General features: G+C 75.7%; 2 protein-coding genes. Both read right to left on the reverse strand.

Features of this window, described 5'->3' with window-relative positions; all coding sequences use genetic code 11:
• Positions 1-74: 74 nt before the first annotated feature.
• A complete protein-coding gene (locus tag ACFUJY_RS18330; RefSeq protein WP_383300390.1) occupies positions 75-7,604 on the reverse strand; it encodes an amino acid adenylation domain-containing protein in 7,530 nt (2,509 codons plus the stop codon).
• Entirely contained in the window at positions 7,601-21,892 is a 14,292-nt protein-coding gene (locus tag ACFUJY_RS18335) for an amino acid adenylation domain-containing protein (protein WP_383300393.1), read from the reverse strand. The genes ACFUJY_RS18330 and ACFUJY_RS18335 overlap by 4 nt, the downstream gene beginning before the upstream one ends.
• Positions 21,893-21,971 lie beyond the last annotated feature (79 nt).

Here is a 21,971-nt window from a genome sequence, read left to right on the forward strand (position 1 = left end):
CCCACTTGTTGTGACCTCCGAGGGGCACGGATGGTTGTATGCGAATTGCCGGGGACCTGCCGTTTGGTGATCTTTCACGCCTCCGGGAGCGTTCCGGGGGCCGGCAGGAAGCCGGTGACCTGGAAGTACGTCAGGTAGCGCGTCAGCACCTCGTCGGTGAGCGGCTGTTGGCGCACGCCCGCCTCCGCCGCCGCCCGGGCGGTGCGGCCGGAGTCGAAGCGGCGGTGGTCCGCCTCGTCGTGACCGGCCTGTCCGTCGTCGCCGAGGAACAACTGTGCGGCGTTGTCCGGGTGTTCGGCCACGCACGCCCGCCACTCCCCCGGCGTCACGGGGCGCAGGGCGTATCCCAGGCGGGCGGCCACCTCGAAGACCCGGTCGAGGCCGGGCGCGTCCGGGTTGGTGTAGTGGTAGGCCCGCGCCCCCGGCCGGTCGGAGGTGCTGAGGGCCGCGACGGCGGCGCTGACGTAGTCCACGGGCACCCAGTCGGTCGTGCCGTGCGCCAGATCGGGCACCGCTCCGGCCTGGAGGCAGCCCTTGATGAGCTGCCAGAGCAGGTCGCGGTCCTGGCAGGCACCGGTCGCGGTGTCGCCGCTGATGCGGCCCGGACGGTGCACGGTCACCGGGAGGCCGCGCTCGCGGGCGAGGCCCACCAGTTGCTCGGCGACCCATTTGCTCTGCGCGTACCCGTCGGGCAGGTCGGCCGCCGGGCCGGTCGGGGACGACTCGGTGAGCGGCGCGGGGTCCGTCCCGCGCGACGGGGCGTACACACCGGTGGTGGAGACGTAGTGCAGGCCGGGCGAGCCGGAGTCCGCGAGGAGGCGCAGCAGTTCCTCGGTGCCGGCCACGTTGGGGGCGCGCAGATCCCCGTACGGGGCGGCGAAGTTGACGCGCGCCCCGTTGTGGAGCACCGGTCCCAGGCGCCGGGCGAGGGCGGTCCGTTCGTCGGGGTCGAGGCCGAGGCCGGGGGCCGCGAGGTCGCCGGGGACGGCGTGGATCAGGTCTGCGTACCGGGACTGCCACAGGCCGTAGTGCTCCAGGTTGGCCCGGAGCCGCTGGGCCGCGACGGCGGGGCTCGCGGCCCTGACGAGACAGTCGACGGGGCCGTCCGTGGCCTCGATCAGGTCCCTCAGGAGGAACGCGCCGAGGAAGCCCGAGGCGCCCGTGAGCAGAGGCCGCGCGGAGGGTCGCGCGGGACGGCGCTCCCCGGGGCCCCGGCGCTCGGCGGTGATGTCGGGCGCGAGCCGGACCTCGGCGGCGAAGTCCGGCGCGGCCGGCTCCGCCCGCTCCTCCTCCCCGGGCGCCCCGCCGAGCAGGCGGTCGACGCCCTCGACGGTGGGTGTCGCGAACAGGGCGCGCAGGGACGGCCGTACTCCGCAGCGCTCCCCGATCCGGCGGGCCAGGGTCACGGCGAGCAGGGAGTGGCCGCCGAGCGCGAAGAAGTCGTCGGTGACGCCGACTTCGGGCACGCCGAGGGTCTGCGCGAACACCTCGCAGAGTGCGCGTTCGCGGGCGGTGCGCGGGGCCCGTCCGCCGGCCGCCGCCGGGCTCTCCGGGGCGGGCAGCGCGCGCCGGTCGGTCTTGCCGTTGGGCGTCACGGGGAAGGCGCCGAGCCGGACGTGGGCGGTGGGCACCATGTGTTCCGGCAGGGTGGCGGCGAGGTGGGCGCGCAGTTCGGCCCAGCGGGGGGCGGGCCGGCCCGCGGCGGCCACGGTGTAGGCGACGAGGCGCCGGTCGCCGGGGCGGTCCTCGCGGACGGTGACGCAGGCGGCGGCGACCCCGGGGTGCGAGCAGAGGGCGGCCTCGATCTCGCCGAGTTCGATGCGGAAGCCGCGGAGCTTGACCTGGTCGTCCACGCGGGAGACGTAGAGGAGGCGCCCGCCGGGCGTCCACCGCACCAGGTCCCCGGTGCGGTACATCCGGCCGCCCGCGCGGTCGAAGGGGTCGGCGACGAAGCGGCTGGCGGTGAGCCCGGCCCGGCCGTGGTAGCCGCGTGCGACGCCCTCGCCGGCCACGTACAGCTCGCCGGTGACACCTGGCGGTACGGGCGTCAGCCGGTCGTCCAGGACGTACACGCGGGTGCCGTCGACGGGGGCGCCGATGGGGACGGCGCGGTCCGGGGCGAGGGGCCCGTCCGCCTGCTGGAAGGCGCTCATGGTGGCGCAGACGGTGGTCTCCGTCGGGCCGTAGGCGTTGACGAGGAAGCGGTCCCGCGCCCAGGCGTGGACGAGGGCGGGCGGGCACGCCTCGCCGGCGAGGACCATGGTGAGGCCGGTGGGGAGGGAGTCCGGGGGCATCACGGCGAGGGCGGCGGGCGGGATGGTGAGGTGGGTGACGCCCCGGTCGCGGACCAGGCCGGCGAGGGCCGGTCCCGGCAGCAGGGCGTCGCGGGTGTCGATCTCCAGGCATGCGCCGGTGAGCAGCCCCATGCACAGCTCCCAGAACGCGGCGTCGAAGCTGACCGACGCCATGTGCAGCACCCGGCTGCCCGGTCCGACGCGCAGCCGTTCGCTCTGGGTCCGGGCCATCGCCCGCACGCCCCGGTGCGTGACGACGACGCCCTTGGGGCGGCCCGTGGAGCCGGAGGTGTAGATGACGTACGCCGGGTTGGCCGGGTCGACGCGGACCGGCCGGGGTGGAGCGCCGCTCGCGCCGAGGGCGTCGGTGTACAGGTGCGGCACCGGGTGCTCGGGCAGGCGGCGGTGGAGCTCCGGGGTGGTGAGGAGCAGGCGGGGGCGGGCGTCGTCCAGCATGTAGGACAGGCGCCGGGCCGGGTAGTCGGGGTCCAGCGGCAGGTAGGCGGCGCCCGCCTTGAGGACGCCGAGGAGCGCCACGACGAGCTCGGACGTCCGGGGCAGCGCGACGGCCACCCGGTCCTCGGGGCCCACGCCCCGCTCGGTGAGGTGCCGGGCCAGGGCGTCGGCCCGGGCGTCGAGTTCGCCGTAAGTGAGGGTGGTGTGCGCGTCCCGGACGGCCGGGGCGGCGGGGCTGCGCCGGGCCCGCTCCTCGAAGAGCGCGGGGACCGTCGTGGCGGGCAGGTCGTCGGCGGGCCCGGTGCCGAGGGCGGTGAGGCGGTCGTGCTCGGCGGGGGTGAGCAGGTCGTACGTGTGCAGGGGGCGGTCGGGGTCCGCGGTGACGGCACCGAGGAGGAGGACGAGCCGGTCGGCGAGACCCTGGACGGTGGGCGCGTCGAAGAGTTCGGTGGCGTAGTCGACGGTGCCCCGCATGCCGTCGAGTGCGCCGGTGTCGTCGTAGGTCTCGGTGAGCGCGAACGACAGGTCGAACTTGCTGACTTCCGCCTCGGCGGGCACCCCGGTGACGGTGAGGCCGGGCAGGTCGATGGCGGCGGGTGCCTGGTTCTGGAGGACCAGCATGGTCTGGAAGAGCGGGTGATGGCTCTGGGCGCGCGCGGGGTTGAGGAGTTCGACCAGCCGCTCGAAGGGCACGTCCTGGTGGGCGTAGGCGGCCAGGTCGAATTCCCGCACGCGGCAGAGGAGTTCACGGAAGGTGGGGTCGCCGCTCAGGTCGGTGCGCAGGACGAGGGTGTTGACGAAGAAGCCGACGAGACCGTTCGCCGCCTCGTCGGTCCGTCCGGCGACGGCGGTGCCCAGGGGGATGTCCTCACCGCCGCCGTGCCGGGACAGGACGGTCGCCAGGGCGGCCTGGAGGACCATGAAGGCGCTGGAACCGCAGCTGCGGGCGAGCTCCGTCACGTGGCGGGCGGTGGCGCGGTCCACGGAGAAGCCGAGGGTGGCGCCGGTGTGCCGGGAGGTGGCGGGGCGCGGCCGGTCCCAGGGCAGTTCGATGGCCTCGGGCAGCCCGTCCAGCGCGTGCCGCCAGTGGGAGAGCTGCCGGCAGACGAGGCTGTCGGGGTCCTTCTCGTCGCCGAGCAGGTCGCGCTGCCAGAGGGTGTGGTCCGCGTAGTCGACGGGGAGCGGTGCCCAGTTGGGCGCCTCGCCCCGGGCGCGGGCGCGGTAGGCGAGGCCGAGGTCGTGGGCGAGGGGCGGCAGTGAGGTGCCGTCGGCCGCGATGTGGTGGACGACGAGCACCAGGACGTGGGCGTCGGGGGCCAGGCGGAGCAGGGTCGCCCGCAGCGGCAGGCTGCGCTCGATGTCGATGGCCTCGGCGGTGGCGGCGGCGACGCGGTGGCGCAGCTTCGCCTCCTCGACGCTCTCCATGGCGAACGGGATGACGACGTCGCCGGGTGCGGTGATGTGCTGGCAGGGGCCGTCCTCGCCCTCCGGGAAGACGGTGCGCAGGGCGGTGTGCCGTGCGATGACGTCGGCCACGGCGGTGCACAGGGCGTCGGCGTCGAGCGGTCCGTCGATGCGTACGGCGAGGGGGATGTTGTACGTGGCGGACGGGCCGTCGAGCCGGTGCAGGAACCACAGCCGCTGCTGGGCGTACGACAGCGGGAGTTCGGCGGGGCGTGGCTGCGGGACCAGGGCGGGGCGCGTACCGCCCTCCGCGCCCTCCAGGGCGGTGGCGAGCGCGGCGACGGTGGGGTGCTCGAACAGCGTGCGGATGTCGGTCTCGGTGTGCAGGGCGGTGCGGATGCGGCCGACGAGGCGGGTGGCGAGCAGCGAGTGGCCGCCCAGGGCGAAGAAGCTGTCGTCGGTGCCGACCCGGTCGACGCCGAGCACATCGGCGAACAGCCCGGCCAGGATCTCCTCCATGGCGCTGCGCGGTGCCCGCCCGGCCGCCGTGCGGGGCGCGGTGGGCGCGGGCAGGGCGGCCCGGTCGATCTTGCCGTTGGGGGTCAGGGGCAGAACGTCCAGCGGCTGGACGACGGCCGGGACCATGTACGCGGGCAGCAGCCGGCCGACGTGCGCGGCGAGCAGTCCGGGGTCGGGGGTCTCGCCGGGGGCGAGGACGACGTACGCGGTGAGGGTGCGGTCGCCGGGCAGGTCCTCGCGTACGAGGACGCAGGCGGCGCGTACCGCCGGGTGGTCGCGCAGGACCGTTTCGATCTCGGCGGGTTCGATGCGGTGGCCGCGCAGTTTGATCTGCTGGTCGGCCCGGGCCACGTAGCGCACGGTGCCGTCGGCGTCCTGGCGCACCAGGTCGCCGGTGCGGTACATGCGTGCCCCGTCGCCCGCGAAGGGGTCGGCGACGAAGCGGGTCGCGCTGAGGGCGGCCCGGCCGAGGTAGCCGCGGGCGACGCCGGGGCCCGCGAGGTACAGCTCGCCCTCGGCGCCGGGCGGGACGGGGTTCAGGGCGGCGTCGAGGACGTAGGCGCGCATGCCGTCGAGCGGGTGGCCGATGGGCGGGGCGCCGCCGGGGGTGTGGTCGGGGCCGACGTGGTGGGCGGTGGCGAAGGTGGTGGTCTCGGTGGGGCCGTACACGTGCAGGACGGTCGTCCCGGGGTGGGCGGCGGCGACGCGCTGCATGACCCCGGGCGCGGCGGCCTCACCGCCGGCGGCGACCAGGCGCAGGCCGCCGAGGGCGCCGGGGTCGGTCTCGGCCAGCACGTTGAAGAGGGCGGTCGTCAGGAAGGCGGCCGTGACGCCGTGCCGGGTCACTAGCTCCCGCAGGGTGTCGGGCTGGAGCGGGCCCTCCGGGGCGACGACGACGCGCCCGCCGCGCAGGAGCGGGACCCACAGCTCGAAGGTCGAGGCGTCGAAGACGTAGGCGGAGTGCAGCAGGACGGCGTCGGCGGCGCCGTCCCAGCCGCGGTGGGCGGCCAGGGCCGCGATGTCGCCGTGGCTGACGCCGACGCCCTTGGGCAGCCCGGTGGACCCGGAGGTGAACATGACGTAGGCGAGCCGGTCGCCGCCCGGTGAGGCGGGGAGCGGGCCGGGGGCGGTGGGGCCGCCGGTGAGGACGCGGCCGGTGCTGTCGACGGTCAGCAGGGCGGTTTCCGGGCCGAGTTGGCGGACCCACGGCAGCGAGGCGGTCGTCCTGTCCACGACGAGGACGCGCAGGGGGACGACCTCGGTGACCCGGTTGAGCCGTTCGGTGGGCCAGCGGGGATCGAGCGGCACATACGCTCCGCCCGCGCGCAGGGTGGCCAGTGAGGCGGTGACGGTGGCGGCCGAGCGGGCGACGAGGATGCCGACGCCGTCCTCGGCCCCGGTCCCCAGACCGGTCAGGGCGGCGGCGAGCCGGTCCGCGAGGCCGGTGAGCTGAGCGTACGTCAGCTGCTCGCCGGAGCCCGATACGGCCACCGCGTCCGGGCGGCGGGCGGCCCGGTCGGCGACGGCCTCCGGGATGCTCAGGGCCGTGGTGCCGCCGGGCAGGGGGGCGCCGGTCCCCCGGGCAATGAGCCGGTCGCGTTCGCCGTCGAGCAGGAGGGGCGCGGTGTCGGCGCGCCGGCCGAGGTCCTCGGCCATCGCCGTCAGCAGTTGCCGCATGCGCGAGACGGTCTCGGCCACCTCCTGGCGGTCGAGCACAGCGGCCCGGTAGCCGAAGGTGATCCGCAGGGTGTCGCCGGGGGCGACGGTGAGGGTGAGCGGGTAGTGGGCCGCGTCGGTGCCGCTGAAACCGGTGACGGAGAGGCCGGGCAGTCCGCGCTGGGCGGTGCGCAGGGCCTCGGCGTCCATCGGGTAGTTCTCGAACACGACGAGGGTGTCGAAGAGTTCGTCCAGGCCGGTGACTCCCCGGATGTCGCTGAGGCCGACGTGCTGGCTGCCGAGGAGCCGGCCCTGCTCGGCCTGGAGCCGGGTCAGGAACTCCGCCAAGGTCTCGCCGGGCGCGGGGCCGGTCCGCACGGGCACGGTGTTGATGAACAGGCCGACCATGGACTCGACGCCGGGGAGCTCCGGGGGGCGCCCGGACACGGTGGTGCCGAAGACCACGTCGTCGCGGCCGGTGAGGTGGCCGAGCAGCAGGCCCCAGGCGCCCTGGACCAGGGTATTGAGGGTGAGGCGGTGGGCGCGGGCCGTCTCGCGGAGCCGGTGCGTGACGGCCGCGTCCAGGTCGAGGACGAGCGTCTCGGGCAGTTCGGCGGCCCCGTCCGGGCCGTCGCGTTCCGCGAGGAGGGTCGGCGCCTCGATGCCGGCGAGGGCGGCCGACCAGGTGTCGAGGGCGGCGGCGCGGTCCTGCTGGGAGAGCCAGACGAGGTAGGTGCGGTACGGGGTGACGCGCGGCAGCGCGCTGTCGTCGCCGCCGGCCGCGTACAGCTCGAAGAGCTCCCGCACGAGGAGGGGCAGGGACCATCCGTCGAACAGGATGTGGTGGCTCGTCATGACCAGGCGGTGCCGGTCCGGCGCGGTCCGCACCAGGGTGAACCGCATCAGGGGCGGCGTCGCCAGGTCGAAGCGGCGGGTGCGGTCGGCGGCGAGGAAGGCGGTGAGGCGGTCCGGGACGGTGTCCGCGTCGTCGCCGGACAGGTCCAGTTCGTCCAGGGGTACGGGGACCTCGGCCGCCACCGCCTGCACGGGTTCGTCCAGGTCCTCGTGGAGGAAGCCGACGCGCAGGTTGGCGTGGCGGCGGAGCAGGCCGGCGACGGCGGCGCGCAGCGTCGCGACGTCGACGGGGCCGTCGAGGTCGAAGACGAACTGCGCGGTGTAGACGTCCACGGCGTGCGAGTCGTACAGGGCGTGGAAGTACATCCCGGCCTGCAGCGGCGTCAGTGGGAGTACGTCCTCCAGTCGGAACCCGTTCACTTGCGTCCACCCCACTTGTTCTGCAGTCGGTCGATCTGGGCCTGGTTGAGCGAGACCAGGGGAAGGTCGGACGGCGTGTAGCCGCCTGCTCCGGGCTGTTCGGCGTGTTCCGCGACGGCGCGCAGGGCGCGGTTGAACGCCTCGGCGAGTGCGCCCACGTCCTCCTCCTTCAGCAGGTCGCTGGGCCAGGTCCAGCGGGCGACCAGGCGCGGGCCCTCCGGCAGGTCCTCGGTGTGCGCGTTGATGTCGAGGACGTGGTGCACGGGCATGTCGGGGTCCTGGGCGCGGGGTCCGCCGGCGTCGAGCAGGACCTCCCAGTCGCCGCCCGCCGCCCGGCCGGGCGCCGCGTACCGTCCCAGGTAGTTGAAGCCGATCTGGGGGGCGGGGGCGGACAGGCGGGGGGCGGTCGCCGGGTTGAGCCGGCGCAGCATGCCGTGGCCCAGGCCGTGGTCGGGGACGGCGCGCAGCTGTTCCTTGACGCGCTTCACTGCACGTTCAACGAGCGAGCCGTCGAAGCGTGCCGGGTCACGGACGTCCAGGGGCCCGGGATCGACCCGTACGGGGTACAGGCTGGTGAACCAGCCGACCGTGCGGGACAGGTCGACGTGGTCGGCGATCTGTTCCCGGCCGTGGCTCTCCAGATCGAGCAGCACGGCGGTGTCCGGGCGGCCCCGCCAGGTGTTGACGGCGAGGGCGAGCGCGGTGAGCAGGATGTCGTCGACTCCGGCGTGGAAGGCTCCGGGGACGGTGGTGAGGAGGGGCTTCGTCCAGGTGGCGGGCAGGTGGGTGGTGAGGGTGCGGGTGCCGTCCGCGGTGTCCAGGAAGGGGTCGAGCGGCCGGTATCCGAGCTGGGGGTCCGGTGTCCTCAGTGCCTCCTCCCACAGGGGCAGTTCGCCGGTGCGGGCCGGTGTGCGGGCCTGTTCGGCGAGGAGCTGGGACCAGCGCCGGTACGAGGTGGTGGCGGCGGGCAGCGCGGATGCGGAGCCGCCGGCCCCGGTGGCGGTCCGCCAGGCGTGGGCGAGGTCGTCGGCGAGGATGCGCCAGGAGACCGCGTCGACGGACAGGTGGTGCACGACGAGGAGCAGCCGCCCCCGCGCGCCGGGTCCCGCGTCGCCCCAGACGGCCTCGAAGACCGCGCCGGCGGAGGGCCGCAGCCGTCTGCGGGCCCGTTCGCCCGCTTCGGTGAGCGCGGCCCGGGCGGCCTCCGCGTCGAGCCCGGCGATGTCGATGCGGGTGAAGCGGCGCCGGGCGGTGACGGCGCCGGGCGGCAGCGTTTCGAGTACGGGGTCGACCCCGGCGGTGCGGGTGACGCGCAGGCGGAGCATGTCGTGGTGGTCGGCGAGGAGCTGGAGCGCGGCGACGAGGGTGTCCTCGCGGGCCCCGGCGGGGGTGCTGAGCACACCGGACTGGTTGTAGCCGTCGGTGGTGCCGGGGCGTTCCAGGAACCAGGCGGCGATGGGGGTCGGTTCCATCGTGCCGGTGCCGTGGCCGTCCGGTTCCTCGGTGGCGTCGTCCAGCGGTGCGGCGACGGCCGCGATGGCCTCGGGTGTGCGGTGGACGAAGACGTCCCGGGGGTGGACGGCGAGCCCGGCTTCCCGGACGCGGCTGACGAGCTGGATGGAGAGGATGCTGTCGCCGCCGAGCGCGAAGAAGTCGTCGTCGCTGCGGACGGCGGGCGCGCGCAGGACGGAGGCGAACGCCTCGCAGAGGACGCGTTCCGGCCCGGTGCGGGGCTCCCGGCCCGGCCGGGCGGCGTCCGGGCGCGCCGGTGCGGGCAGGGCGGCCCGGTCCGTCTTGCCGTTCGGCAGGGTGGGCAGTGCGTCCAGGGCCACGAAGGCGGCGGGCACCATGTACGGCGGCAGGGCGGCGGTGAGCCGGGTGCGCAGTGCGCCGTCGGTGAGGCGGTCGCCCGCGGTGTACGCGGTCAGGCGCCGTTCGCCTGGCCGGTCCTCGCGGAGCAGGACGCAGGCGGCGGTGATGCCGTCGACGGCGGTGAGGGCGGCCTCGATCTCGCCGAGTTCGACGCGGAAGCCGTTCAGCTTGACCTGGTCGTCGGCGCGGGAGACGTAGTGGAGGAGGCCGTCGGTGTCCCGGCGGACGAGGTCGCCCGTGCGGTACATGCGGCTGCCGGCCGGGCCGAAGGGGTCGGCGACGAACCGGGCGGCGGTGAGCCCGGGGCGGCCGAGGTAGCCGCGGGCGAGGCCGTCGCCGGCGAGGTGGAGTTCGCCGGTGACTCCGGCCGGCACGGGCTGGAGCGCGGCGTCCAGGACGTAGGCGCGGGTGTTGTCGACGGGGCGGCCGAGCGGGACCCCGCCCTCCTCCCCCGCGCCCTCGGGGCGGACGTGGTGGGCGGTGGCGTCGATGGTGGTCTCGGTCGGGCCGTAGAGGTTGTGCACCTCGGCCGCCCACGCCCGCCGGGCCCGGGCCGCCAGGGCGCGGGTCAGGGGCTCGCCGCCGCAGGCGACGGCCCGCAGCGCCGGGGGCGCCGCTTCGGGTCCGGTCTCGGTGAGCAGGAGCGCGAGGTGGGAGGGCACGAACTGGGCGAGGGTGACGCCCTCGTCGCGCATCCGGGCCAGCAGCCCGGCCGGGTCGTGGTTGAGCGCGGCCGGTACGGGGCAGGTGGCGCCGCCGTGCAGCAGGGGCAGCCAGGTCTCCCACACGGAGGCGTCGAAGCTGGGCGAGGTGCGGGCGAGGACGCGGTCGTCGTCGGTGAGGCCGAAGTGGCCGGCCATCCAGGCCATGTGGTTGGTGAGCGCGCCGTGGGTGACGACGACGCCCTTGGGCCGGCCGGTGGAGCCCGAGGTGTAGATGACGTACGCGGCGTCGTCCGGGCCGGGCGCGGCGGCGGCCGGTGGTGCCCCCCGTCCGGCGGTCCGGGCGGCGGGGTCGCCGAGCGCGAGGCGTGGGACGGCCGTGAACCGGGCGGCCCGCGGTGCGTCGTGGACCAGGAACAGGGCCGGGCGGGCGTCGTCGAGCATATGGGCGACGCGGGCTTCGGGGTAGTCCAGGTCGACGGGGAGGCAGGCGGCCCCGGCCTTGGCGACCGCCAGCATCGCGACGACCCGGTCGGCGGTGCCGTCGGCGGCGAGGGCGACGAGGTCGCCGCGGCCGATGCCCCGGTCGTGGAGGTGGTGGGCCAGGTCGTCGGAGCGGGCGTCCAGCTCGGCGAAGGTGAGCTGCCGGGAGCCGGCCCGGACCGCGATCCGCCCGGGCGTCCGGGCGGCCTGGGCGCGGAACGCCTCGGGGGCGGTCCGGGCTCGGACCGGGCGGACGGGGCCCGGGGCGGCCCGGTCCAGTCCGGCGAGCTCGGCCGCGTCCAGGAACGCGGCGGTGCGGACGCGTCCGTCGGGGTCGGCGGCGAGGGAGGCGAGCAGGCGGGTCAGGCGCGCGGCCAGGGCGTGGGCGGTGGCGGGGTCGAAGAGGTCGGTGGAGAACTCCAGGTGTCCGTCGAGCCCGGTGGGCCGGCCGGCGTCGTCGCGGGTCTCCGTGAAGGTGAAGGTGAGGTCGAACTTGCTGATCCCGGTCCGCACGGGCTGCTCGGTCACGGTGAGACCGTCGAGGCCGAGCGCGGTGTCCGCCTGGTTCTGGAGGACGATCATGGTCTGGAAGAGCGGGTGGTGGTCCTGTGCCCGGTCCGGGGCGAGGGCGTCCACCAGGCGTTCGAACGGCAGGTCCTGGTGGGCGTAGGCGGCCAGGTCGAACGCCCGCACCCGGTCGAGGACTTCGGCGAAGGTGGGGTCGCCGGTCAGGTCGGTGCGCAGGACGAGCGTGTTGACGAAGAAGCCCACCAGGTCGTCCAGGGCTTCATCGGTGCGTCCGGCGACGGCGGTGCCGAGGGGGATGTCCTCGCCGGCGCCGTGCCGGGAGAGCAGGACCGCCACGGCCGCCTGGAGCACCATGAAGAGGCTGCATCCCCGGGCCCGCGCCAGCTCGGCGAGCGCCCGGTGCGTGTCCGCCTCCACGGGGAAGGCGAAGGCGTCGCCCCGGTACGTGAGGACGGCGGGGCGCGGCCGGTCCAGGGGCAGGGCGAGCAGACCGGGGCTGCCGGCCAGCGCGGTGCGCCAGAAGTCCAGCTGGCGGGCGGCCCTGCTGTCCGCGTCGTCCTCGTCGCCGAGGAGAGCGCGCTGCCAGAGGGTGTAGTCGGCGTACTGGACGCGGAGTCCGGGCCGGTCGGGTGCCTCGCCCCGGCTGCGGTGGCGGTAGGCGTCGCCGAGGTCCCGGGCCAGCGGGGCCAGGGACCAGCCGTCGCCGGCGATGTGGTGGACGAGGAGGACGAGCACGTGGGACTCGGCGTCCAGGCGGAGCAGCCGGGCCCGTACCGGCAGGTCCGCGGTGACGTCGAAGGCGTGCGCCACCTCGGCGGCCAGCGCCTCGTCCAGGCCGTCCGGGCGGACGGCCCGGGGGGTCAGGTCCAGGTCGGCGAGGTCGGCGGCGAGGACGAGCTGACGCGGCACCCCGCCGGTCTCGGGGAACACGGTGCGCAGGCTCTCGTGCCGCTCCACGGCGTCCCTGAGGGCGCGTTCCAGGGCCGGGGCGTCGAGCGGGCCGTCCAGGCGGAGCACCATCGGCACGTTGTAGGTGGGGCTGGGGCCCTCGAAGCGGTTGAGGAACCACAGGCGCTGCTGCGCGAAGGACAGCGGCAGCGGGTCCGGCCGGCGCGGCGCGCGCAGCAGCGGCGGGGCGGCGGCTTCGGCGCCGTCGAGGGCGGCGGCGAGCGCGGCGGGCGTGGGGTGCTCGAAGACCGCCTTGACCTGGACCTCGGCGGAGAGCGCGGTGCGGATGCGGGCGACCAGCCGGGTGGCGAGCAGGGAGTGGCCGCCCAGGGCGAAGAAGTCGTCGTCGGCGCCCACGGCCGGGAGACCGAGGACATCGGCGACGAGCCCGCAGACGATCTCCTCGCGCGCGGTGCGGGCGGCGCGTCCGCGTGGCGCGGTGTGCTGTCCGGGCGCGGGCAGGGCGCGCCGGTCCACCTTGCCGTTGACGGTCAGCGGCAGCGCGTCCAGCAGGACGAACGCGGACGGCACCATGTAGGCGGGCAGGGACCGGCCGACGGCCTCGGCGAGATCGGCGGGGTCGGGGCGGACGGTCCCGGCGGGCACCACGTACGCGACGAGCCGCCGGTCGCCGGGGACGTCCTCGCGTACGACGGTGAAGGAGTCGGCGACCCCCTCGCAGCAGGCGAGCACGGACTCGATCTCGCCGGGTTCGATGCGGTAGCCGCGCAGCTTGACCTGGCTGTCGGCGCGGGAGACGTAGGCGATCTGCCCGTCCGGGGTCCACTTCACGAGGTCGCCGGTGCGGTACATGCGCCCGCCGGCCGCGTCGAAGGGGTCGGCGACGAACCGGGTGGCGGTGAGGGCGGGCAGGCCGGTGTAGCCCCGGGCGACGCCGCGCCCGGCGAGGTACAGCTCGCCCGTGACGCCCGCCGGGACCCGGCCCAGCGAGCCGTCGAGCACGTACAGGCGCATGCCGTCCAGGGGCCGGCCGATGGGCGGCGGGCCCGCCGGCAGGTCGGCGGCCACGTCGTAGCGGGTGGCGAAGGTGGTCGTCTCGGTGGGGCCGTACACGTGCAGGACGCGGACACCGGGCGCGGCACCCGCGACCCGCTGCATGGCGTCGGGCGAGGCGAGTTCGCCGCCCGCGCAGACGAGGCGGAGTCCGGCGAAGGCGCCGGGATCGGTGTCCGCGATCACGTTGAGCAGAGCGGTCGTCAGGAAGACGGCGGTGACGCCCCTTTCACGTACGGCTTCGCGGAGGGTGCCGGCCTCCAGGACGCCTTCCGGTGCGACGACGACCGTGCCGCCGCGCAGGAGCGGTGCCCACATCTCGAAGGTGGACGCGTCGAAGACGTACGCCGAGTGCATCAGGACCGCGTCGGTCGCGCCGTCCTCCCAGGCGGAGTCCTCGGCCAGCGCCGCCACGTCGGCGTGGGTGACCCCGACGCCCTTGGGCAGGCCGGTGGAGCCGGAGGTGAACATGACGTACGCGAGCGAGTCCGGGCCCGGTACGGCGGCGGGCCCGCCGGGTGCCCGGGGCGTGCCGCGCAGGACGCGGCCGGCCCGGTCCACGACGAGGACCGGGATGCGGCGGGCGGCCTCGGTGACCCAGGCGGACCCGGCGGCCGGCTCGTCCACGACGAGGACCCGCACGTCCGCCACGTCGGCGACCTGGTCGAGCCGTTCCCGGGGCCAGCGCGCGTCCATCGGCACGTACGCGGCGGCGGCGCGCACGGTGCCGAGCGACGCCGTGACGACGGCCGGTGACCGGGAGAGCAGCACGCCGACGCCGGTCTCCGGGCCCGCTCCGAGGCCGGCGAGGGCCCCGGCGAGGTCGGCGGTGAGGGCGTCGAGCGCGGTGTACGTGAGGGTGGTGCCGTCGCCGGTCACGGCCACGGCGTCCGGGGTGCGGTGGACCTGTGCGGCGAAGAGCGCGGGCAGGGTGGTGTCCGGTGCGGGGGCGGGCAGTTCGCGGCCGGTGCCCCGGTGGGCGGCGCGGGTCCGCTCGTCCGGGGTCAGCAGGTCGTAGTCCGCGAGGGGCCGGGCGGGGTCGGCCGCCACCTGTTCCAGGAGCCGCAGCAGGCGCGCCGCCAGGGCTTCGGCGGTGGCACGGTCGAAGAGGGCGGTGGCGTACTCGATTCCCGCGGTGAGGCCGCCCCCGTCCTGCTCCTCGCCGAAGGCGAAGGTGAGGTCGAATTTGCTCAGGCCGTTGTGGACGAGCCGGTCCTCGACGTCGAGCCCCGGCAGCTCGGGGCGTACGGCGTCCTGGTTCTGAAGGACCAGCATGGTCTGGAAGAGGGGGTGGTGGTTGCGGGCCCGGACCGGGTTGACGCTCTCGACCAGCCGCTCGAACGGCACGTCCTGGTGCGCGTAGGCGCCGAGGTCGAACTCCCGCACCCGCTGGAGGAGTTCTCCGAAGGTGGGGGTGCCGGAGAGGTCGGTGCGCAGGACGAGGGTGTTGACGAAGAACCCGACCAGGTCTTCCAGCGCCTCGTCCGTGCGGCCCGCGACGGGCGTGCCGAGCGGGATGTCGTCCCCCGCGCCGTGCCGGTGCAGCAGCGTGGCCACGGCCGCCTGGAGCACCATGAACAGGGTGGTGCCGGACTCCCGTGCGAGGCGCCGGAGTCCCGTGTGGAGCGCCGCCGGGACGTCGAAGGCGTGGACGGCCCCCGAGGGGTCGGTGGTGACCGGGCGCGGGCGGTCGAGCGGCAGGTCGATGAGGCCGGGCAGGCCGGCGAGCGCGGTGTGCCAGTGGTCCAGCTGCTCGCGCAGCACACTGCCGGGGGCGTCCGGGTCTCCCAGGACGGTGTGCTGCCACAGGGTGTAGTCCGCGTACTGGAGCCCGGCGCCGGGCTCGGGCTCCCGGCCCGCGAGGCGGGCCCGGTAGGCGTCGCCCAGGTGGCGGGCGAGCGGGGCCAGGGACCAGCCGTCGCCCGCGATGTGGTGCAGGACCAGCACGAGGACGTGGTGGCCGGGGGCGGTCCGCAGCAGCCTGGCGCGCAGCGGTGGGTCGGCTGCCACGTCGAACGGCTCGTCCACCGCGTTCATGACGGCGGCCTCCAACCAGGCCGGTGCGGTGCTCTCAACAGGCAGCCGGGGCGCGACGATGTCGGCGGACAGCACCAACTGGTGTGGTATGCCGTCCTGTTCCGGGAAGACGGTGCGCAGCGCCTCGTGCCGTTCCACGACGTCCCGCAGCGCGGCGCGCAGGGCGTCGGTGTCCAGCGGTCCGTCGAGGTCGAGCACCAGCGGGATGTTGTACGAGGAGCTGGGGCCTTCGAGCCGGTTCAGGAACCAGAGCCGCTGCTGGGCGTACGACAGCGGCAGCGGTTCGGGCCGGTCGGCCACGGGCAGGACCGGCGGGCGGGAGCGCCCCCGGGTGTCCAGGGCCCGGGCCAGCCCGGCGACGGTCGGGTGCTCGAACAGGGTGCGCACGGCGAGGTCGGCACCGAGGACCGTGCGGACCCGGCTGACGACGCGCATCGCGAGGAGCGAGTGACCGCCCAGCTCGAAGAAGCCGTCGTGCGGGCCGACGGCGGGGCGGCCCAGCACCTCGGCGAAGATCCCGGCGAGCAGGTCCTCGCGCGGGCCGAGCGCGCCGGGGCTCCCGGCGTTGGCCGCGGCGCCGTCGTCCGGCCGGGGCAGGGCGCGCCGGTCCGTCTTGCCGTTGGGCAGGAGCGGCAGTGCGTCCAGGACGACGACCACGGCCGGGACCAGGTAGTGCGGTAGCGCCTCCGCGAGGGCGTCGCGCAGGGCGGCCGGGGACGGCCCCTCGTCCGTGGTGACGGCGTAGGCGACGAGCCGTCGGTCCCCCGGCGTGTCCTCCCGGATCACCGCGCAGGCGGCGGTGACCCCGGGGCGGGCGAGCAGGGCGGCTTCGATCTCGCCGGGTTCGATGCGGAAGCCGCGCAGCTTGACCTGGTCGTCGGCGCGGGACACGTGGTCGAGCAGCCCGGCCGCGTTCCACCGGACGCGGTCGCCGGTCCGGTACATGCGGGCGCCGGCCGCGTCGAAGGGGTCGGCGACGAACCGGGTGGCGGTGAGCCCGGGCCGGTCCAGGTAGCCCCGGGCGAGGTTGGGGCCGGAGAGGTACAGCTCACCGGTGACCCCGGGCGGGACGGGCCGCAGCCGGTCGTCCAGGACGTAGGCGCGCATGGTGTCGACGGGCCGGCCGATCGGCACCGTCTCGAAGGGGGTGTCCGGCGTGGCGGGCACGCGGTGGACGGTCGCGTCGATGGTGGCCTCGGTCGGGCCGTACAGGTTGTGCACCTGCGTACGCCACCGCGCGGCCGTCTCCCCGGCGAGGGCGCGCGGCAGCGGCTCCCCGCCGCACAGGACGGCGCGCAGGCCGGGCAGGGGCGCGGCGTCGGCGGCCTCGGACAGGACGAGGGCGAGGTGCGAGGGCACGAACTGGGCGACGGTGACGTCGTATCGGCTCATCCAGGACACCAGCGTGTGCGGTTCCGTGTTGGCTCCGGGCGGCAGCACGCACACCTCGGCGCCGTACATCAGCGGGAGCCACACCTCCCACACGGAGGCGTCGAAGCTCGTGGACGTCCGTGCGAGGACCCGGTCCCGCGCGGTGAGCGCCAGGTGTCCCGCCATCCAGGCCATGTGGTTGGCCAGGGCGCCGTGGGTGACGACCACGCCCTTGGGGCGGCCGGTGGACCCGGAGGTGTGGATGACGTAGGCCGGATCTTCCGGGTGAGGGGTGGACGGGGCCCGGGTGGCGGGGGCCGCGGGCGCCGGGAGCGGGGCGTCGAGGGCGAGCCGTGGAATGTCGCCGGTGGGCACGTCCTGTGTGGTGAGGACCAGGACGGGCCGGGCGTCGTCCAGCATGTGGCGGATGCGGGCGGGCGGGTAGGCCGGGTCGACCGGCAGGTACGCGGCGCCGGACCGCAGCACGGCCAGCATCGCGACGACGGTGTGCACGGAGGGCTGCGCGGCGACGGCGACTCTGGTCTCCCGGCCCGCACCGCGCTCGCGCAGTACCTGGGCGAGGGCGTCGGCCCGGGCGTCGAACTCGGCGTAGGTGAGGTGGGTGTGCGCGTCGCGCACGGCGACGGCTCCGGGCGTGCGCAGGGCCTGTTCCCGGACCGCTTCGGGGGCGGTGAGCGCCGGCCGGGGCCGGGGGGCGCCGTGTCCCCGGGCGAGGAGGCCGGCCCGCTCGGCGGGGGTGAGGGGGTCCAGGTCGCCGACGGGGCGGCCGGGGTGGGTGACGGCCTGGGTGAGGACGTGGGCGAAGCGGGCGCAGAGGGCGCGGGCGGTGGCGGCGTCGAAGAGGTCGGTCGCGTACTCCAGGTAGCCGCCGATGCCCCCGGCGGCCTCCTCGGCCTCCGCGGTCCCGGTGGTTTCGGTCAGGGAGAACGTGAGGTCGAACTTGCTGCCCCCGTGGTGCCGGGACCGGTCGCGGACGGTGATGCCCGGGAGCTCCGGTTCGGCCCGGTCCTGGTTCTGGAGCACCAGCATCGTCTGGAAGAGGGGGTGGTGGTCGCCGGACCGCTCCGGGTTGACGGCCTCCACGATCCGTTCGAAGGGCAGGTCGCTGTGGCCGAAGGCCGCGATGTCGGACCGCTTGACCCGGTCGAGGAGTTCGCGGAACGTGGGCTCGCCGGAGAGGTCGGTCCGCAGGACGACGGTGTTGACGAAGAAGCCCACCAGATCGTCCAGCACCTCGTCGGTGCGCCCGGCCACCGCCGTGCCCAACGGGATGTCGCTGCCCGCGCCGTGGGCGCCGAGCGTCACGGCGAGGGCCGCCTGGAGCACCATGAACGGCGTACAGCCCGCGGTGCGGGCGAGCCGGACGAGCGCGGCGTGCGCCGGGGCGGGCAGGTCGAAGGGGACGGACGCGCCCCGGTGGCTGGGCTCGGCGGGGCGCGGCCGGTCGAGGGGCAGGTCGAGCAGGCCGGGGGCGCCGCGCAGCGTCTCCCGCCAGAAGGCGGTCTGCCGGGCGGCGAGGCTGTCCGGATCGCCGGCGTCGCCGAGCAGCCGGTGCTGCCAGAGGGTGTAGTCGGCGTACTGCACGCGCAGCGGCGCCCAGTCCGGGGTGCCTGTGCCCTGTGTACGCGCCAGGTAGGCGGCGGAGAGGTCGCGGCAGAGCGGGGCGAGGGACCAGCCGTCGGCGACGATGTGGTGCAGTGCGAGGACCAGGACGTGCCGGGCCGGGCCGCGCCGGAGCAGGTGGGCGCGCACGGCGGGGTCACGGCTCAGGTCGAAGGGGGCGGTGCTCAGCCGGCGTACCGTCGCCGTCTCCCAGGCGTCCGCGTCCCCGTCCGCCGGAGGGTGTTCGAGGGTGAGGGGGACGAGCGTCGCGGCTCGGTCCGCGTCGACGACGCGCTGGCGGGGGACGCCGTCGTGCTCGGCGAAGACGGTGCGCAGGCTCTCGTGCCGGACGGCCACGTCGGCCAGGGCGCCGCGCAGCGCCTCGGTGTCCAGGGGGCCGTCGAGTTCCAGGACGAGCGGCACGTTGTAGCTGTCGCCGGGCGCCTCGGACCGGTTGAGGAACCAGAGGCGCTGCTGCGCGAAGGACAAGGGCAGCGTGTCGGGCCGGGTCTGCGGGACGAGGGCGGGCCGGGCGGCGGCTGCCGTGTCCAGGACTGCGGCCAGGGAGGCCACCGTGGGGTGGTCGAAGAGCGTGGCCAGGGCGAGTTCGACGCCGAGGGCGGCCCTGACCCGGCCGGTGAGGCGGGTGGCGAGCAGCGAGTGGCCGCCCAGGGCGAAGAAGCCGTCGTCCACCCCGACCGCCTCCACGCCCAGGACATCGGCGAACAGCCCGGCGAGCACTTCCTCGTACGCGGTGCGCGGCGCCCGGCCGGTGCCGGTGGCGGTCCGGGGCGCGGGCAGGGCGCGGCGGTCGACCTTGCCGTTGGGGTTGAGGGGCAGGGCGTCGAGGACGACGAAGGCGGACGGCACCATGTACGCGGGCAGCGTGCGCCCGACGCGGCGGGCGAGCGCGGTGGTGTCCGCGCGGAGTCCGGGGGCGGGCACGACGTAGGCGACGAGTCTGCGGTCGCCGGGGGTGTCCTCGCGGACGACGACGCAGGCACCGCGCACGTCCGGGTCGGCGAGCAGGGCGTGCTCGGTCTCGGCCGGTTCGATGCGGAAGCCGCGCAGCTTGACCTGTTCGTCGGCGCGCCCGACGTACTCGATGTCGCCCGCCGCGGTCCAGCGCACCAGGTCGCCGGTGCGGTACATCCGGCTGCCGGGCGCCCCGTACGGGTCGGCGACGAAGCGGGCGGCGGTGAGCGCGGCGCGGCCCTGGTAGCCGCGGGCGACGCCGTGCCCGCTCACGTACAGCTCCCCCACCACGCCGGGAGGCACCAGGGCGAGGGTGCCGTCGAGGACGTACAGGCCCATGCCGTCCAGCGGGCGGCCGATGGGCGGCGCGCCGGAGGTGCCGGCGGTGACGGGGTGGCGGGTGGCGAAGGTGGTGGTCTCGGTGGGGCCGTACACGTGCAGGACGACCGTGCCGGGCGAGGCGGCGGCCACCCGTTGCATGAGGCCGGGGGTGGCCGCCTCACCGCCGGCGGCGACCGTGCGCAGCCCGGCGAAGACCGCCGGGTCCGCCTCGGCCATCACGTTGAACAGGGCCGTCGTCACGAACAGCGCGGTGACACCGTGCCGTTCCACCGCCTCGCGGACGACGCGCGCCTCCAGGACGCCACCGGGGGCGACGACCACCCGGCCGCCGTTGAGGAGCGGCACCCAGAGCTCGAAGGTGGAGGCGTCGAAGACGTACGCCGAGTGCATGAGGACCGCGTCGGACACCCCGTCGGTCCAGGCGCTGTCGGCGGCGAGCGCCAGGACGTCGGCGTGGGTGACGCCGACGCCCTTGGGCAGTCCGGTGGAGCCGGAGGTGAACATGACGTACGCGAGCCGGTCGGGTCTGCTGATCCGGGGCAGCGGTCCGGGTTGTTCCGGCGCACCGTCGAGCACTCGGCCGCAGGGGTCCACGACGAGGAGCGGCAGCCGGGCGGCGGCCTCGCGGACCCAGGGTTCGCGGGCGGTTGTCTCGTCGGCGATCAGGGCGCGGACGTGGGCGGACTCGGCGACGCGGTCGAGCCGTTCGGCCGGCCAGGCCGCGTCCAGGGGCACGTAGGCGGCGCCCGCGGCGACGGTGGCGAGGGCGGCGGCCGGCACGGCGGCCGAGCGCCCCAGGAGCACCCCGACGCCGTCCTCGGCACCGATGCCCCAGCCGGTGAGCGCGCGCGCGAGGTCGTCGGCCGTCCGGTCCAGTAGCCGGTACGAGAGGGTGTGCGGCCCGTCCACGACGGCCGGGGCGTCCGGGGTCCGGCGCGCCTGGTCCCGGAACGCTTCCGGCAGGGTCCGCGCGACGGCCTGTCCGGGGAGGGCGGTGCCGAGCCCCTGGGTGCGCAGGGCGGGGGCGGTGGCCTCGTCCACGAGCGGCAGGTCGCCCAGCAGCAGGCCGGGGTCGGCGGCCGCCAGGGCGGCGACGAAGGACACGACGGCCTGCTCGTGCAGCCGCACGTCCTCGGGGCGGTAGAGGTCGGACCGGGCGTCGAAGCCGATCAACGGCCCCTTGCCCTCGGCCCGTTCGGAGACGAAGAGCGACACGTCGTCCACCGGGCCGACCGACAGCACCCGGGAGGGGGCGGGGATTCCGGCGAAGTCCCGGTCGTAGTCGTAGCCCATGATGTTGACGACGATGCCGGTGAGGCGGGCGGCGGCGTCGCCCGTGTTGAGTTCGCGCGCGAGCTGTTCGCGCGAGAAGCGGCGGTGACGCAGGGCGCCGCGCATCTCGGCCGCGGCCTCGCGGACGAGGCCGCCGACGGACATGGCGGCGTCGGGCGTCAGGCGCAGCGGCAGGATGTTGGCGGTCATGCCGACGATGTGCCGCAGCCCGCCGTGCCGGCCGTTGGAGGCGAGGCCCACGGTGACCTCGCGGGCGCCGGTGACCCGGGCGGTGTACGCGGCGACCGCGGCGACCAGGACGGCGCTCCAGGTGGTGCGGTGGGCGGCGGCGAGCCGGCGCAGGTCCTCGAAGACTCCGGCGGACAGGGACTCGCCGGTGTGCAGGCGGATGCCGGGGGCGGCCGGTGCGTCGGGGCCGGCCGGAGCGGGGAGATCGGTGCGGCGGCGGATGAGCGTCCTGCCGCTGTGCGTGTCGTCGTCCGCGTCGGGGGCCGGGTCGGCGAACCTGGCGGTCCAGTAGGCGCGGTCGGCCTCGTGGCGGCCGGATGCCCGGTAGGCCTCCTCGTCGGCGACGAGTTCGCGCAGGGGTGCGGCGGGCAGTGTGACCTGGGCGAGGTCCTCGCCCCGTACGGCGCGTCCGTAGAGGTCGGCCACGACGCGGGTGAAGACGGCGCCGCCGAGACCGTCGACGGCTATGTGGTGGAAGCGGACGTACCAGTAGGACAGCCCGGCGCCGGCGCGGAGCAGGGCCAGGTGGTGGCGGGGGCGGCTCAGGGTGTCGGGCGTGGCCATGTCCGTCGCCAGGTAGCGTTCGACCTCGGCGGCGGGGTCGGCGGCCCGGGACACGTCCACGATCCGGAGCCGGCGGGCGCCGGGTTCGCGGACGACGCGCTGGAGGAGGACGTCGCCCTCCGTGACGAACTCGACGTTGAGGCTGTCGCACAGCTCGCAGGCCCGGTCGACGGCCGCGGCGAATAGCGCCTCGTCCAGTTCGCCCCGGATCTCGAAGCATTCACCGACGTTGTATTTCGGGCTGTCCGGGTCGACGAGTTGCCCGTACCAGACGCCCTGCTGGGCTGCGGTCGTCCCGAAGAACTCTTCGGGAGCGGATTGCGGGGATGCGGAGCCGTTTTCGCGCATGCCGGGACACACCTTCGGGGAGAGCTTGCGGGGGACGAAGAGGGCAGGACGAAGCCGGCGGTGCCGGTGCGGCGTCCAT

This window comes from Streptomyces sp. NPDC057249, assembly GCF_042669245.1.
In the GTDB taxonomy this organism is placed as follows: Bacteria; Actinomycetota; Actinomycetes; order Streptomycetales; family Streptomycetaceae; genus Streptomyces.